The organism is Pedobacter namyangjuensis (assembly GCF_003313325.1).
Taxonomy (GTDB): Bacteria; Bacteroidota; Bacteroidia; order Sphingobacteriales; family Sphingobacteriaceae; genus Pedobacter; species Pedobacter namyangjuensis.
On the sequence record NZ_QMHQ01000004.1, the window covers coordinates 261,319 to 277,884 of the forward strand.

12 protein-coding genes are annotated in these 16,566 nt (G+C 36.7%); 6 read left to right on the forward strand and 6 right to left on the reverse strand.

The genetic code is table 11. The features are described 5' to 3' along the window. Positions 1-45 precede the first annotated feature (45 nt). The 3 genes from porW to uvrC are packed head-to-tail and all read left to right on the forward strand — an operon-like array spanning position 46 to position 7,015. On the forward strand, positions 46-2,949 hold the full coding sequence (porW, locus tag DUT69_RS16895) for a type IX secretion system periplasmic lipoprotein PorW/SprE (RefSeq protein WP_113654434.1): 2,904 nt from the start codon (positions 46-48) through the stop codon (positions 2,947-2,949). A 2-nt stretch (positions 2,950-2,951) separates the two neighbouring features. Next, positions 2,952-5,180, forward strand: a complete 2,229-nt coding sequence (locus DUT69_RS16900) for a transglycosylase domain-containing protein (RefSeq protein ID WP_113654435.1) — start codon at positions 2,952-2,954, stop codon at positions 5,178-5,180. 20 nt (positions 5,181-5,200) lie between these two features. After that, positions 5,201-7,015 (forward strand): excinuclease ABC subunit UvrC, encoded by a 1,815-nt coding sequence (gene uvrC / locus DUT69_RS16905; RefSeq protein WP_113654436.1) that lies wholly within the window; start codon positions 5,201-5,203, stop codon positions 7,013-7,015. A 119-nt stretch (positions 7,016-7,134) separates the two neighbouring features. On the opposite strand, the gene porN is transcribed toward uvrC, so the two are convergent. The 6 genes from porN to DUT69_RS16935 form a co-directional block, all read right to left on the reverse strand. Continuing rightward, on the reverse strand, positions 7,135-8,061 hold the full coding sequence (gene porN, locus DUT69_RS16910) for a type IX secretion system ring subunit PorN/GldN (RefSeq protein WP_113654437.1): 927 nt from the start codon (positions 8,059-8,061) through the stop codon (positions 7,135-7,137). 8 nt (positions 8,062-8,069) lie between these two features. Next, entirely contained in the window at positions 8,070-9,608 is a 1,539-nt protein-coding gene (gene porM, locus DUT69_RS16915) for a type IX secretion system motor protein PorM/GldM (protein WP_113654438.1), read from the reverse strand. Between the two features lie 49 nt (positions 9,609-9,657). Further along, positions 9,658-10,467, reverse strand: a complete 810-nt coding sequence (porL, locus tag DUT69_RS16920) for a type IX secretion system motor protein PorL/GldL (protein WP_113654439.1) — start codon at positions 10,465-10,467, stop codon at positions 9,658-9,660. Between the two features lie 43 nt (positions 10,468-10,510). Beyond that, the gene (porK, locus tag DUT69_RS16925; protein WP_113654440.1) at positions 10,511-11,848 is read right to left on the reverse strand and encodes a T9SS ring complex lipoprotein PorK/GldK; all 1,338 of its coding nucleotides are present in this window, start codon (positions 11,846-11,848) and stop codon (positions 10,511-10,513) included. A gap of 240 nt (positions 11,849-12,088) precedes the next feature. Further along, entirely contained in the window at positions 12,089-12,856 is a 768-nt protein-coding gene (locus DUT69_RS16930) for a uroporphyrinogen-III synthase (protein WP_113654441.1), read from the reverse strand. 15 nt (positions 12,857-12,871) lie between these two features. Beyond that, positions 12,872-13,840, reverse strand: a complete 969-nt coding sequence (locus DUT69_RS16935; protein ID WP_113654442.1) for a DUF4271 domain-containing protein — start codon at positions 13,838-13,840, stop codon at positions 12,872-12,874. 90 nt (positions 13,841-13,930) lie between these two features. Between DUT69_RS16935 and hemW the strand changes: the two genes are divergently transcribed. From hemW to DUT69_RS16950, 3 genes are all read left to right on the forward strand, one after another. After that, positions 13,931-15,073 carry a radical SAM family heme chaperone HemW gene (gene hemW, locus DUT69_RS16940; protein WP_113654443.1) on the forward strand — a complete coding sequence of 381 codons (1,143 nt, stop codon included), beginning with the start codon at positions 13,931-13,933 and terminating at the stop codon, positions 15,071-15,073. Then, positions 15,073-15,858: an SDR family oxidoreductase gene (locus tag DUT69_RS16945; protein WP_113654444.1), complete on the forward strand. Its 786-nt coding sequence runs from the start codon at positions 15,073-15,075 to the stop codon at positions 15,856-15,858. The genes hemW and DUT69_RS16945 overlap by 1 nt, the downstream gene beginning before the upstream one ends. An 89-nt stretch (positions 15,859-15,947) precedes the next feature. Further along, on the forward strand, positions 15,948-16,499 hold the full coding sequence (locus DUT69_RS16950; protein WP_113654445.1) for a fasciclin domain-containing protein: 552 nt from the start codon (positions 15,948-15,950) through the stop codon (positions 16,497-16,499). The last annotated feature ends 67 nt before the right edge of the window (positions 16,500-16,566 follow it).

A 16,566-nucleotide genomic window follows, 5' to 3' on the forward strand; every position in this document is an offset into this window, starting at 1 on the left:
GCATACATTTTGTTATATTGTAAGGTAATAAACAATAACCCGTCCTTGAAGAATTACGTCGCATTCAGCATAAAAACCTTGTTATCTTGTTTAAGCATAGCCTTTTTATTGGGCTGTAGCACGCAAAAAGATAACGCTACAAATAGAGGATTGCAAAATCTTTCTGCTCGTTATAACTACATTTACAATTCAAATGTTTTGTTAGATCAATATCAAACCGATCTTTCGCAAACGCATAAAGACAATTATGATGAATTACTGGAAGTTTACATAGCACCAGAAACCATAGATTATTTAAATAGTAGCGCAACCAACAAACCAAATGCATCATTAGAAGAAATCAACAAAAAAGCCCAAGCTATTATTAGCGAAAAAGGATTGAGTAATTATATAGATGAGGCTTACATCCTTTTAGGAAAAACAAATTTTTATACTGGAAGCTATTTTACGGCAGCAGAATATTTTGATTACACTTCTCGCACCTACAAAAAGAACAAAAAAATTCATTTAAATGCACTTAATTGGAAAGCAAGAAGCTTAATGCAACTATCCAATTATAATGATGCAGCCAAAGTTTTAGACACTGTTTATTTCTTACTAGATTCTGTAAAAAGCGAAAAAGCAGAGCCTTTGGCAACTTTAGCGCAAATGAGCATCTATACACAGAACTATAAAAAAGCAATCGGTTTTTTAGAAAGTGCTATTAAGGAAACTAACCAAATCCAGAGCAGAACGCGTTGGCCATATATTTTAGCGCAACTTTACGAGTTGGACAAGGATTATAATGCCAGCATTAGAAACTACACCAAAGTAGAAAACAGCAATGCTCCTTTTGAGATGTATTTTAATGCGAAATTGAGCAAGATTCGTATAAATGATTTACTGAACGACCAAACATCTAATCGTAAGCAACAATTATTACGTTTGTTAAAGGATGATAAAAATACAGACTATAACGACCAAATTTATTTTGAGGTTGCTGAAGACTACTTAGCTGATGCCGATTTTCTTAAAGCAGAAGAGTATTATAAATTATCAACGCAAAAAAGCACTACCAACCAATACCAAAAAGGTTTATCATACATCAAGTTAGCCGATTTAAATTTTACCCATTTAAAGAACTACGTAAACGCAAAGTTGTATTACGATAGTGCGGCATTAACTTTACCTAAAAATCATCCAAACTATGAGGCTACCGTAAAAAAAGCTCAGAATTTGGAATATTTAACCAAGCGTTACCAATTAATTGCCGAGCAGGACACCTTACAGCTAATTGCAAAAATGCCTGAACAGGCAAGAGCGAAAAAATTAGACGAGATGTTTACGCCTAAAGTAGCTGCTGTAACAGAAACTAAGGCTGCCAATAATGGAAAGGCAGGAAGAGAAGTAGATTTTACGAAACAGCAGGGCGGAACATTTTATTTTAGCAACAACAACGCTATAAGCAAGGGATTTACCGATTTTAAGAAACGTTGGGGAAATAGACCTTTAGAGGAAAACTGGAGACAAAGTGTGAAATCTTCAGCTCAGGTTAATAGAGAAAATCAAGTTGCAGTTATAGGTAATGGGGCAGATACCACAAGCGCTAACCTTGCGATAGAAAAAACGGAGAAGATTAAAGCGTATACAGCACTTCTCCCATTGTCGGCAGACTTAATGGCAAGATCTGATCAGCAGATTATAGATGCCTATTTTGAAATTGCAGGTTTTTACCAGCAGGTATTAGAGGACGAACCGGAAGCGATAAAAGTTTATGAAATTTTGCTAGCTAGATATCCGCAGAATAACCATTTAGATGCGATATACTATAGTTTGTACTTAGGCTATTCTAAAACGGATCAGGCAAAATCTAATAGCTACAAAAACTTGGTGTTAGCAAAGTTCCCAGGAAGTGTTTATGCTAAAACAATTTTAGACCCTAACTTCTCATCTAAACAAAATGCTTTAGATACAGAGGTAAATAAATTATATAATAATGTGTTTGCCGTTTACGAGAAAAAAGATTTCCCATCGGTTATTACGAACGTAGATCAGGTAAATCAGCGTTTTCCAGGTAATTCCTTGCAAGCACAATATGATTATCTGAAAGCAATTGCAATTGGTAGAACTCAAAATGTCGACAGTCTTTTAGTCGCTTTTAATTCCATAATTGCGCAACATCCTAATGATCAGCTCATCAATCCGCTAGTTAAAGATCACATTGCCTATATCAATGCCAATTTAGCATCATTTAAAGCCAGAAGAATAGCATTAATAGATTTTGATGGTACCGAGCCGAGGTTTATTGCACAACAAGAACCTCAAAAACCCGTTGTTAAAACAGAGCCAGCTAAACAGCAAACAAAAGTTGAGCAACCAAAACCGGTAATTGTTGAGCCAAAGCCAGTTATTCCGCCTGTTGAAACTAAGCCGGTTATTGCAAAAACGGTAACACCGCCTGTAAAAACTGATACAATTTCAAACGTTGTGAAGCCAGATACAATTATTAAGGTTAAGCCAGATACTGTTGCGATCAATCCGGTAACTCCACCAGTTAGAATAGATACTCCAGTTAGCGCAGTTAAAGCACCAATTGTTGCAGATAATTTCTTTAGCAAAGATGAATCTAACATCTATTATTATGTAATTGATGTTGCAGACGTAACGGTTAGTGTAAGTTCTTCGCGTTTTGGAGTTGGCCAATTTAACAGAGGTAATTTTTCTGGAACAGGAATTAAGCACCAATTGTTAGAATTAGCAGAAAATCAACTGATTTATGTTGGCGACTTTAGTAGCTTAGCAGACGTAAAAGTTTACGCTGATGGAATAACCCCACAACTAAGCAGAATTATGAAAGTTCCAGCTAGCACATATAAAGGTTTCTACATCAGTAAAGAGAATTTCGATAAAATAAAAGACAGAGAAAAATTAAATAGATACATTGAATTTTTCAGAAACAACTACCAATAAAAATGAGCAAATCAACGTCCCTAACGCAAGAAGATATAAAGAAATACAACGGCCGAATTTGGAAGCTACTCATCGGTGGATTGGTTTTCTTTGCCTTGTTTATTGTAATGATAGGCTTAGGTGTTTTCGGGGAGATCCCTTCTTTTCGAGCAATTGAGCACCCTAAAAGCAATGAAGCTACAGAGATTTTGTCTGAAGACGGAAAGGTTTTAGGAACATATTTCGTAAAAAACCGTTCTAATGTAAATTATGCTCAAATATCTCCAAATGTTATCAATGCATTGATTGCAACGGAAGATATTCGTTACCGTACCCATTCTGGAATAGATTTTAAAAGAACCTTTACCATTTTCGCCTATGCTTTAGTTGGTAAAAAACAAGGCGGTAGTACAATCACCCAACAATTAGCGCTAAATTTATTTTCAGATGAGGGTAGACAGAAAAACTATTTAAAGCGTATTATCCAAAAATTTCAAGAATGGGTTATTGCCGTTAAGTTAGAGCGAAACTACACAAAGGAAGAAATCATCACTATGTATTTAAATACGGTTGATTTCGGCAACCAGGCTTACGGAATAAAATCTGCAGCAAGAGTGTATTTCAACACTACTCCAGATAAACTGACAGTTCCTCAAGCTGCCGTTCTAGTTGGCCTGCAAAAAGGAATTACAAGGTACTCTCCTACTAAAAACCCTGATAGGTCGTTAACTAGAAGAAATACGGTTATGGCTTTAATGGTTAAGGCCGACTTATTGACTGACCAGGAGTTCGAAACATTGAAAGAAAAACCGCTTGGCCTGCATTTTAATGCTGCTACCAACAACGATGGCATCGCCCCATACTTTAGAGCAGTACTTAAAAGCGAAGTGAAAAAGATTCTAGAGGAAAGATCTATCACTAAAAATGGCGTACCTTATGATTTGGACCGAGATGGTTTAAAAATAACGACGACCATTAATTACGATATGCAGGTTTACGCCGAGCAGGCTCAAAAAGAATATATGAAAACCCTGCAACAGCAATTTGCTAATAGTTGGAAAGGCCGAAACCCATTTAAAGGAATGGAATTACAGCTAGACCAAGGCATGAAACGCTCTGACAGGTACAAAGCATTAATGCTCGAAGGCAAATCTGAAGAAGAAATAAAGCAAGATTTTAATACACCAACCAGACTTTCTATCTTCACATGGAAAGGAAATATAGATACTTTGATGAAGCCAATGGATTCTGTAAAGTATTACAAGTTGTTATTGCGCAATGCGATGATGTCCATGGATCCGAAAACTGGATTCGTAAAAGCTTGGGTGGGCGGTATAAACTTTGAGCACTTTAAATACGATCAGGTTAAAATAGGTACCAGACAAGTTGGCTCTACCGCCAAACCTTTCACTTATGCTGTAGCTATAGAAAATGGATATTCACCTTGTTATTCTGTATTAAACGAGCCGGTAACTATAGAGGGTTACGGTAAGCCCTACACTCCTCGTAACTCTGGTACGCCATTAGCTGGGTCCATTACTTTGCAAAAAGCACTTGCTTATTCTCAGAATTACATTGCAGCTTATTTAATGAAACAGGTTGGACCTACAGCTGTGGTTAACGAAGCTAAAAAAATGGGTATCACTACAGATATACCGGCTGTACCATCTATTTGTTTAGGTACGTTCGATGCTTCTATTTATGATATGGTTGGCGCATACGGTGTTTTCGCTAACAAAGGCGCTTGGACACAACCAACCTATATTACAAAGATTGAAGATAAAAACGGTGTCGTGTTATATGATAGTAAACCTATCATTAAAGTAGTAATGAACGAAGAAATTGCCTACGTAATGACAAGAATGTTGAGAGGTGTAATAACCGGAGGTACAGGTTATAGATTAATTGGCAAATATGGTGTTAATGCGCCAACTGGCGGAAAAACAGGCACCACCCAAAACAACTCAGATGGATGGTTTATGGCTATCACGCCAGATTTGGTTACTGGAGTATGGACTGGGTGCGAAGATAGAGCGTTCCACTTTACAAGTACACGAGATGGTGAAGGAGCAAATTCTGCTTTACCGATTTATGCAGGTTTTATAAAACGTGTTTACGCTAATTCAAGCTTAAAAATAAGCAAAGCTGATTTTGAGGCGCCTGCAAGTGGCGTATCCATAGTTTACGACTGTAACCAGTACACACAACCAGAACAAGAAACTACCGAGCTAGATAAGAAGCTAGGCTTCTAATTTTATCCCTATTTGTAAAGATGAGTGCGTTTGATTATAAAAAGGCCTTAAATGATATTCCCCATAGACCTGGTGTATATCAGTATTTCGATGTTGATGATACGCTAATCTATATTGGTAAAGCTAAAGACTTACGTAATCGTGTAGGGTCTTACTTTAACCAAGAAAACAACCAAATTAATGGTAAAACACGTGTACTAGTATCAAAAATTAGGCGCATCAGCTTTACTATTGTTGATACCGAAATTGATGCCTGGCTTTTAGAAAACAGCCTGATTAAAAAGCATCAGCCAAGGTATAATATTATGCTTAAGGATGATAAAACCTACCCATGGATTATCATAAAAAAAGAAGATTTCCCACGAGTTTTTTGGACCAGAAATAAGATAAAGGATGGTTCTATCTATTTTGGCCCGTATGCCTCTGTTGGCATGATGCACACTATTTTAGATTTAATTAAGGAAACCTATACTTTACGAACTTGCAATTTACCGCTAACGCCAAAAAACATACACGACGGAAAGTTTAAGGTTTGTCTAGAATATCAGATAGGAAACTGTAAAGGCCCCTGTCAAAACTATCAAACTAAAGAAGACTATGATCGTAACATCGAGGAGATTAAGGATATCCTTAATGGAAAGATTGGAAATGTAATTAGAGATGTAAAACAGGTAGTTAAAAAAGCTTCTGAGGATTTAAATTTTGAACTTGCCCACTCCTATCAAAAGAAATTGGCTGTACTTGAAAAATATCAAAGTAAGTCTACCGTAGTAAACAGCGCCATTACCAATGTTGATGTGGTAAGCATTGCTTCTGACGAACGTTACGCATTTGTAAATTACCTGAAGGTGATGAATGGAAGCATTATACAGACGCAAACCATCGAAATAAAAAAGCGTTTAGATGAAACTGACGAGGAACTTTTAACCCTCGCGATTACCGAGTTTAGAACTAAATTTAAAAGTACCTCTAAAGAGGTGATTGTACCTTTTTCCATCCCACTTAGCGATGAGAATATAAAACTAGTGGTACCAAAATTAGGCGAAAAGAAGAAGTTGCTTGAGTTATCGCAGAAAAACGTCTTGTTCTTTAAACGCGAAAAATTAGATCAGTACGAGAAGTTAAACCCAGATTTAAGAACGGATCGTATCTTAAGTCAGATGCAAAAAGATTTACGATTAACCCAATTGCCACAACATATCGAGTGTTTTGATAATTCTAATTTTCAGGGTAAATATCCGGTTTCGGCAATTGTAGTATTTAAGGATGCTAAACCTAGTAAAAAAGACTATCGCCATTTTAATGTTAAAACCGTAGAAGGGCCTAACGATTTTGCTACGATGCAGGAAGCTGTTTACAGAAGGTATAAGCGAATGTTGGAGGAGGAGAACACATTGCCTCAGCTTATTATTATTGATGGCGGTAAAGGTCAGCTATCGTCTGCAGTTAGCAGTTTAAAAAAACTTGGCATAGATAAGAAAGTAACGGTTATTGGTATTGCAAAGCGATTGGAAGAACTTTACTACCCGGGAGATAGTTTGCCTTTGTATCTTGATAAAAAATCTGAAACATTAAAAATTATTCAACAGCTAAGGGATGAAGCACACCGTTTCGGTATTACTTTCCACCGTAAAAAACGCGATCAAGGCACTTTAAAAACGGAGTTAGAGCAAATCCCTGGCATTGGTAAAACAACGGCGGATAAACTTCTGGTAAGATTTAAATCTGTTAAAAAAATAAAGGAGGCTAAAGAAGAGGAACTGGCGCAGCTGTTAAATAAAAAGCAAATGGCAACACTAGCAGATTTTTTTAACGAACACATTCAAGGCGAGTAATATTCTCAGTTTTTAAAAGAGATTTCTTCTGTTCTCGTAAGTTCGAAGCTACACTATAAAAAAAGGAGCAAATGTAAATTTGCTCCTTTTTTTATAATTATCTTAAATCATTTTAAGCATTAATACTCCCAGAGTCCTTGCTCAAAATCAGCCATAATCTTTTTAATTCGTTCTGCTTCCAACAATCTTTCTTTTGAATTAGACAGATAATCTTCAATTCTATTATCTGCAGAATTAGATTGTTTAACAATGTTGCTATAGAATAATCTGCGTGTAAATACGTCATCGAAGTTAATTCCAGAGTTGTCATTGTTATCGTTAGCAACTTTGGTTTTAACCAAAATCTCTCTCAAATCGTCAAAATACAACCATCCAGCAACAGTTCTTAGTGTATCTGCTCTGGGCGAATTTGTAGTGGGATCTAGCACAGGATTGCCATTATTATCTGTCTGCGTTTTCACGTCAATTCTAACTGGCGCAATACCAACAATACGAGGTTCAAAGATTCCTCTTTTTATATCTAAAATCCAATCTTCTTTAATTCTTAATGTAGTAAAACTTGCAGCAAAAAACTCATTGTTAGCTCTGTTTATTTCACTCGTACCAGGATTAACACCTAAAAAAGCAGTATCAACAGCCGAGCTATTGGTTGCATTAGGGTCGTTACCCTTAGTTTGACTTAAAGGCTCTCCTTGAAAATCTTCATCCTCTGAAGAATACAAATCAAGTTCGCCGGCCGCCAAAGCCTTGTAAATTGTGTTTAAGATGTTAACTTTTGGAGAAGCCAATATTGAATTACCCCTATCGCGTAAATCGATTTCCCTCCAAATTCTTTTGGTATAAGCTACATCTTCCTTTGCTACCTTGGCATAAGGAACAACCGTATCAGCTTCGCTTTCTTCTCTATAAATAAAACCGTCTTTTTTTGGCCCTTTTTTCTTAGGCGTAACCTTTTTTTCTTGTGCTGGCGGAGTTGTACCACCAGTTTGCGCAAACACCGTTGCACTAGCTAAGAAAAATAACGATAGAAAAAATAATCTTCTCATAATTACAATTATTGTACGGTAAACACCATTGAGTTTAACGTTGGTGTACGTCCATCAGGCATTTGCGCCACTATATTATCAATATAAACCACCGATTTAAAAGGCAAGTTAGATAATGCAGCTTTTGCTTGTGCGTTAAAATTATCACCTTGACAATAGTAAACTTGCGCATCCTGACGAGGCCTAACTACAGTTACATTAAATTTCGTAACTCTTGCTTTAATATCGAATTCGAAATTATCTAAAACTGCTGATACTTGGCTTTCTCTTGCCATAACGTTTCCAGATATTACACCGCCCATTTTACCAGCAAATTTCGCTACCGGATTTGGAACTGGTTTTACTCTAAAAACAGTGTTGCCTAAGCTCAGGTTTTTACCAGCATTATTAGCAGAAACACTTATAGTAACTTGGTTACCAATCATACTGCCAGGAACGTTGATCATAAACTTACCAGAACCACCAGACATAGATCCGCCAGAAATACTTGCTTTAATACTTTCTAAAGGAAAGCCTGGAGCCGATATAGAAAAAGGATTTGGTATACCTGCGTAAATAACATTTAAGTTTGTAGAGGCTACGGTTGCAGATGGTTTAGCAACTTGGTAAGTAATTGGTTGGGTTTCGTAAGTTTGAACTTCGCCATTGGCTTGTTTAACTCGTATTGTACCTTTCCACGTAAAGGAACCAACACTTCCAGTTCCGCCAGTATAAGTACCAACACCATCTTTAACACTTAAGGCACTACCACCTACTGATATTTCTGGATTGGATTTAGAATCACTTGCAGTTAAAAATACCTCTGCTTTATAAGGCTGGCCTTGAATAACGTAGCTACCTGAAGGAACAGCTACCGCTTTAAATTTATCCAAAGTCATTTGCGTTGGATTTAACTCGCCAAATATTTTGGTAACAACTTCAGCTTCCGCATTATGCAAATCAGCTTGTATTTTCGTTAAAATGGTGTTAGCCGCGGTTAATGGCGTACCTTCACCGAAGTTAATGTCTTCCCAGCTTTTTTTACCGTTAACAGGTTTTTTAGGATCTAAAGCGTCTAAGGTAAAAGATACGTTAGCACGGTCTTTAGGATCTAGCAAAGCAATAAGTTTCGCTCTAGTATCGTTAATTTTAGCTTTAAGTTTTTCGCCTTCTTTTTGATTAATCATCACCGCCTGAGCGATGTCCATGTTATCTCTCAGCACAAAATCACCAGTTTCGGGATCTAAACCATCGCCTCTTTGCAGAAATACGTCTTTTAGTCGTTGTACTTCTTTATTTAAATCATCGGCGTACTTCTTCGCCATTTGAGCTTTGTCCCAAAGTGGCTTAGCACGCTCTGGCTTATTTTTCAATTCAGTATTTTGAAAAGCACTGAACTTTTGGTCTAAACTAGCACTAACATTTGATTTAGCTGCATCTAGACTATCATTTATATTCTTAAAAGCATTTAAGATCGTGTCTGAAACGTTTAAGGCAAGCATAGCCAACAATACCAAATACATGATATTGATCATCTTCTGCCTTGTCGTTTCTTTTCCTCCAGCCATGTTTAATTAGATTTTGTTGTTACCGATTAAATAATTTTAACTTCACTAATTATACACGTGGTTGGTTCATAGCTGTTAACATATTGCCATAAATTGCATTTAATGACGATAGGTTTTTAGCTAACTTGCCCACTTCCTCTTTAAACTGTTTAGAGTCTTCCATCGATTCGTTGAAATTATTCATCGTTAATGAAAGGTTTTGATAGAATTTATTCATCGATTTTAAATGTGCGCTAGAATCTTGCAATTCTAATTCGTACACTGCGTTTAAAGCCGAAAGATTTTTTGCTAAGTTATTTACCTGCTCGTGATAAGCTTTTGAGTCTGCGCTGCTTTCGCCCATTTCTGCTAATTGCGCTGTTGCTTTACCGAAAGCGTTATTCAAATTATCAGCGCTTGTACCTGCCGTTTTAATTTTAGTAGCAAATTCGTTAGTAGCTACCGCAGCGTCTGAAACATTTGATATCGTTGCAACTTTGTCGCCAAATGTACGTAGCCCTGCTCCTAAACTTTCGATAAGCTCCGGACCAATTTTCGCATCTGCTAACATATTATCTAATGCAGCTGTATTTGAAAAGCCGCTTTGCGCTACAACTGGTCTTGCGGTTGCTTTTGGCAATTCGCCATTAAAATCTACAGCTAACTCCGGGTGCACTCTCTCCCAAGGTAATTCTGGCTCTGGCGGAAAAAATCCTGTTAAGAAGAATAGAATAGCTTCTACTCCTAAACCAATACCAATTAACCAGTTAGCATACTGCCCACCCAAGTGTAAAATTTTGGCTAAAGCACCTACAATTACGATACTTGCACCCCATGAAATTGCTACGTGTAACCAGGCTGGTTGTTTTTTTGCTGCCATAATATTTTTAGTTTTCTGTTTTATCTTTGGTTGATGGTTTGATTTAGTTTAAAGCGTTACCAGGATAATCTGATACGCAACGGAAGCCGATGTAAGATTTGGCTTTATCCTGAAACTCGTAAGTTCCTACTGAGTTTTGTAAAAAGAATCCCATGTCTTTCCAAGATCCTCCTCTTACTACTTTAGCTCCTTTAGCAACATTAGTATAATTAGGGCTAAAATCAGAAAGCAAGCTAGTTGCCGATCTGTTATATGCTGTTACCGTCCATTCTGCAACGTTACCAGCCATATTATACAAACCATAATCATTTGGCAAATATGCTCTAGCATCTACAGTGTACAATCCACCATCGTCGGTATAATTACCTCTGCCTACCTTGAAGTTGGCCTGTAAACAGCCTTTGGTGTTTTTGATGTATGGTCCACCCCAAGGATACTTAGTTTGTGTTCTACCGCCTCTAGCTGCATACTCAAATTCTTGTTCTGTTGGGAGTCTATATCTTAATCTACCGTTTTCTGGTTGTCTTCTTGCCGAAGCTACATTCCTGTATAATGATGTTCTCCAATGGCAGAAAGCTGTTGCCTGATCCCAACTAACTCCCACAACCGGATAGGTATCATAAGAAGGGTGGTTAAAATAAGCATCGACCATCGGGTCATTCTGCGAATAAGAAAAATCTCTTTTCCAAACCATTGTATCAGGGTAAACACTTACCGATGGATGTTCGTTAGCTTTACCTGGCGTTGGATTATCGGTATAAGATTGTATAAAGTCTTGTCTGCTTTTCGTCGGATCATTTTCTCCAGCTAAAGCCAAATCTTTATCTAAATAACTATAAGCATATCTAAATTTTCTAACGTCAAACTCTGTTTTACCTTGAATTGCATCGTTGCCAGAATAGTACATATTTTGCAGACGAGGTTTCAAAGTGCTTGATTTGCCCCATAACGGACTACCATTTCCTACCCGTTTCCAATCTATTTGATCTTGACCAACAACAGCTGGACCACCTGCGGTTGCAGTTGGCTGTGCTTTGTAAAGGTTTGGAGCACCAGATCTGCCTAAAGAAGTAATTGCAACAGAATCTCTAACCCAATTTACAAATTGCCTGTACTCGGCATTGGTAATTTCGGTTTGATCCATATAAAAAGCTGGAAATGAAGTCATCCGGCTTTGGGCACCTTTATAAAAGGTATTGTCTTCATCAGTCATGCCAATCAAAGTTCTTCCAGCAGGAATAAAAACCATACCCATAGGGATAGTTTTATTTTTGAACTTTTTATTGTAAGCACCTACAAGCTCGCCTTGAGAACCTCCCTTAGAACAACTTGCAAGAAAACCACAAACAACAATGAAACTTAATAGGTATAGGTTTCTCATAAAATCAATCGATACAGTACTGTAATATTAATAGCAATTTTATCAAAATTCTGTGATATTAACAATTTTTTACACATTTATTAGTATGCTGCACAGCCACCAAACAACTTACAAGCATAAAATTAACTATAAGTTATTGAAATTAAACTATTTATTAATAAATAATATTTAAGTTAAAAAAGCGTTAATCAGCTTAAAAATTGCAAATACAGAGATAGTAACGACAGAAATTACGCTTTATTACTTGTTAGATTTTTTAATGTAATTTTCTATCGCCATAATCATAGATGGAGCCTCTGGACTAGGCGCAGCAATGTCTACAATTTGTCCTGCGTCTGTAGCTGCCTTATTCGTATTTAAGCCAAAAACTGCAATTCGAGTATTGTTTTGTTTAAAATCAGGAAAATTAACGTATAAAGACTGGATACTTGACGGACTGAAGAAGGCAATTACATCGTAGAAAACTTCCGCTAGATCAGATAAATCACTTACTACTGTTCTAAAAAGAACTGCAGGGGTAACATCATAACCATTTTTCTGCAAAAAGTTCATGGTGTCTTCCGTAGCTACATCAGAACAAGGATATAAAAATTTCTCGCCAGCATGTTTCTTTAAAACTTCTGCCAAATCAGACGCAGTTTGTTTGCCGAAGAAAATTTTACGCTTTCTATACTGGATATATTTTTGAAGATATAAAGCTGTCGATTCAGAGATACAGAAATATTTTAAATCTACAGGCACCTCGTATCTCATCTCCTCACATATCCTAAAGAAATGATCAACCGCATTGCGACTTGTAAAAACTACAGCAGTAAAATCTGCCAAGTTAATCTTGTCTTTTCTAAAATCTCTCGCTGGCACTCCTTCTACATGTATAAAAGACCTAAAGTCGATTTTTACATTATACTTTTTCGCCAAATCAAAATAAGGTGATTTTTCTGTTTCGGGTTTTGGTAGTGTTACAAGTATACTTTTTACTTTACGTACCCTATCGTTAGTTTCCTGCATTTTAACTATTTCCGCTTAAAATCCTATTGCCTTGATTAATATTAATATAGGGCAAATTTCGAGGGTGCAAAAGTACAAAAATAAATAGACTTTTGAAAATCGATATTGAGATAAAATATTTATTGTGGCTCTAATAAACTGAAAAACAAAAATTATAAGCAACAAAACAACCGCTATTGCAATATATAATTTGCCGTTTTTAAGGGGCGACAAGGCGAAAGCTACTACTAAGGGCATAAATAATAACGATGCATTAAAATAACTTAAATATAATATAGAAATGTATTCGCTTACTGGTTTTTGCACGTCAAAAATCAAACCCAACAGGCGTAGCAATAAAATCTTTAGCGCATAAAGTAAAATTATTATTATCGATATAGTTAGGAAAAATTGAAATCCGTTTGCCACATAGGATAAGTCTTGTTGTTGCGCTACCAGATAGAAAAACATCCCTATGGTAAAACCAAATTGTACAAATAAAAGTAAAAATGGCCAAGAGGTAAATAAGGTGTCTTCCTTATTTAAATTACCCAATGCCCTGTTACTAAAAAAAGATTGCACAATAGCCATTAGCTGTTTAGAAAACATACTGTTTATTATAGCAAATACTACTATTAAAAATCCTACTACCGCTAAAATCCAAACATCGCCCCTAACTAGCAAGTCTCCCTTTTGCTGTTCTACCTTACTTTGCGAGCTTAGCAAAAACAAGTCCACAAGCTCTTTTACATTTATTACTTTAAATCCGCCGAAACCTGTAGCTAAACTATCGGCTATATGTGCCACAGTCGCAGAATCTAAGGGTTTAAGCAACTTTGGGGTAAGCGTATCCGCAGGTAACACAAGGGCCGAAGTAGAATCTACAACACTAAAACCCAGATCTGATTGTTGGAGCGAATCGATGGGCGCAGTTTGTTTCGCATGAGCCCCAAAAGAAAATGCACCTATCAGCAAAAAAAATAATAAAGCAAATCTTTTAACCATTAAGGTGTGTTTTGTGGTTTTGTGCTACAAATTTACTGCTTTATTATTTGTATACTAAAGTGTAGCTTCAAATTAATTTATCTTTGCAGGATGGCCGGCATCTACATCCACATACCTTTTTGCAAAAAAGCTTGCAATTACTGCGATTTCCATTTCACAACGTCTTTAAAATATGCCGATGAAATGGTTGATGCGATTTGCAAGGAAATAAAACTGAAAAAAAACAGAATTACCGAACAAGTTGGAAGCATCTATTTTGGTGGAGGTACGCCATCTGTACTTTCATCGGTTGCGCTACAGAAAATCTTCGATACACTTATCAGTAATTTTTCTATATCGGCCGATGCCGAAATAACCATAGAAACCAACCCAGACGATTTAGATGCAAAAAAAATAAGCGAACTAAGGCAATTGCCAGTAAACAGATTTAGTATTGGCGTTCAATCTTTTTTTGAAGAAGATCTTTTGTGGATGAATAGAGCCCACAATGCTGAAGAGGCTGTTAGTTGCATTAAAAGAAGTCAGGATGCTGGTTTCGAAAATTTAACCATCGATTTAATATATGGCTACCCCTTATTAACAGATAGCAAATGGCTCAATAACATAGAAACCGCGATAGCATTACAAACACCACATATTTCTGCTTACTCCTTAACCGTTGAACCACGAACAGCATTGGCAAACGCTGTGAAATCCGGAAAACAAATACCGGTAAGCGACGAACAAAGTGCTAACCAATTTTTAACCTTAACAGAAAAACTAAGCATTGCAGGTTTTGAGCATTACGAAATTTCTAACTATGCACAACCAGGAAAATATGCTGTACATAATACCAATTACTGGAAAGGCGTTCCATACTTAGGCATTGGACCATCGGCGCATGGTTTTGATGGTTTTTGCAGGTACATTAACATTGCCAACAATGCCAAGTACTTAGATTTATTGGCCAAAAATGAACTGGCTGAAGCCGTTGAGGAACTATCGAAAACCGATCGTTTTAACGAATACATCATGACTTCGTTGCGTACACAGTGGGGAACAGATTTAAAGAAAATAAACAGTGATTTCGGCTTTGCTTTTGGAGATGAAACGCGTAGGCAAATGAAACCTTTTGTTAAAAACGGCAAACTATTGCTTGAAAACGATACAATAAAATTGAGCAAAGAAGGCAAACTATTTGCCGACGGCATAGCTGCCGAGTTATTTATTGATGATACGTATAATAGAATTTAATGAAAGATAAAATTGTGTGGATTACCGGTGCTTCATCTGGAATTGGAGAAGCATTAGTTTACGAATTTAACAAAGCTGGCGCAAAGCTTATTATCTCGTCTCGTAATAGAGATGAACTTTTTAGGGTAAAAAACAAGTGTAAAAACCAAATAGATGTACATGTACTTTCTTTGGATTTGGCAGACCAGGATAGTTTGACAAAAAAAGCTGAAGATGCTTTAAGAATTTACGGACTCATAGATATTTTAGTTAATAGCGGTGGCATTAGTCAGCGTAGTTTAGCGCTAGAAACAACATTAGAAACTGAACAAAAATTACTAAATGTAAACTTTTGGGGAACTGTAATTTTAAGCAAAGCTGTTTTACCGCAAATGTTGGCCAGAGGCGACGGCAACATTGTTTGTGTGAGTAGTTTAGTAGGTAAGTTCGGCACAAGATTTCGTTCTGCATATGCAGCATCTAAACACGCCTTACATGGCTATTTCGATTCTTTAAGGATAGAGGTCGACAATCCGAATATACAAGTGTTGCTAGCTTGCCCAGGTTTTATAAAAACAAAAGTTACTATAAATGCGCTAACAGCAAATGGAAGTGCTCAGGGAACAATGGACAGTGCTCAAGAAAACGGCATGCTACCCGAGGCTTGCGCAATTGAAATTATAAAAGCCATTAAAGATAAAAAAGAGGAAGTTTACATTGGTGGCAAAGAAACCAAGGGAATACTTTTAAAAAGATTTTTCCCTGGTTGGTTTTCCAAAATCATCCGGAAAGCAAAAGTTACCTAGCTATAAAATAAGCATTTAAAACATATTTTTCCTTTTTTCAATCCACCATCTAGTAATCTCCGTATGTCCTTTCATAAAATCTAAAAATTATGAAAAGAATATTATTATCTGCAATTGCCGTAGTAGCTATGGCATTTACATCTAACGTTTACGCACAAAAAAACCCAATGGTTGGTGGTGCTGAAATGTACGCCAACAAAGACATTGTAGACAACGCCGTTAATTCTAAAGACCACACAACCTTGGTAGCCGCTGTTAAAGCTGCAGGTTTAGTAGAAACCTTAAAAACCACTGGCCCATTTACTGTTTTTGCACCAACAAATGCGGCCTTTGATAAGTTGCCAGCAGGAACGGTAGAAACTTTAGTAAAACCAGAAAACAAAGAAACCTTAACCAAAATTTTAACCTACCATGTAGTAGCAGGCAAAATGGGTAGCAAAGAAATTGCCGCTGCAATAAAAGCAGGTGGTGGTAAAGCAGAGCTTACTACCGTACAAGGTGGCAAACTTTGGGCTTGGATGGATGGTAAAAAACTAGTGCTTAAAGACGAAAAAGGTGGAACATCTACAGTAACCATTGCAGATGTTTTTCAAAGCAACGGCGTAATTCATGTTGTCGACACCGTATTAATGCCAAAATAAGAGGTTAATCATCCCAATCAATTAGCTTTTAAAAGCGTCACGATAACTCGTGACGCTTTTTTATTTT

Coding starts and splice junctions, on each gene's coding strand:
- DUT69_RS16945 (WP_113654444.1), top strand. CDS start 15,073: ATGAAAGATAAAATTGTGTGGATTACCGGTGCTTCATCTGGAATTGGA.
- DUT69_RS16930 (WP_113654441.1), bottom strand. CDS start 12,856: ATGCAGGAAACTAACGATAGGGTACGTAAAGTAAAAAGTATACTTGTA.
- DUT69_RS16935 (WP_113654442.1), bottom strand. CDS start 13,840: ATGGTTAAAAGATTTGCTTTATTATTTTTTTTGCTGATAGGTGCATTT.
- porN (WP_113654437.1), bottom strand. CDS start 8,061: ATGAGAAGATTATTTTTTCTATCGTTATTTTTCTTAGCTAGTGCAACG.
- DUT69_RS16900 (WP_113654435.1), top strand. CDS start 2,952: ATGAGCAAATCAACGTCCCTAACGCAAGAAGATATAAAGAAATACAAC.
- hemW (WP_113654443.1), top strand. CDS start 13,931: ATGGCCGGCATCTACATCCACATACCTTTTTGCAAAAAAGCTTGCAAT.
- uvrC (WP_113654436.1), top strand. CDS start 5,201: ATGAGTGCGTTTGATTATAAAAAGGCCTTAAATGATATTCCCCATAGA.
- DUT69_RS16950 (WP_113654445.1), top strand. CDS start 15,948: ATGAAAAGAATATTATTATCTGCAATTGCCGTAGTAGCTATGGCATTT.
- porL (WP_113654439.1), bottom strand. CDS start 10,467: ATGGCAGCAAAAAAACAACCAGCCTGGTTACACGTAGCAATTTCATGG.
- porK (WP_113654440.1), bottom strand. CDS start 11,848: ATGAGAAACCTATACCTATTAAGTTTCATTGTTGTTTGTGGTTTTCTT.
- porM (WP_113654438.1), bottom strand. CDS start 9,608: ATGGCTGGAGGAAAAGAAACGACAAGGCAGAAGATGATCAATATCATG.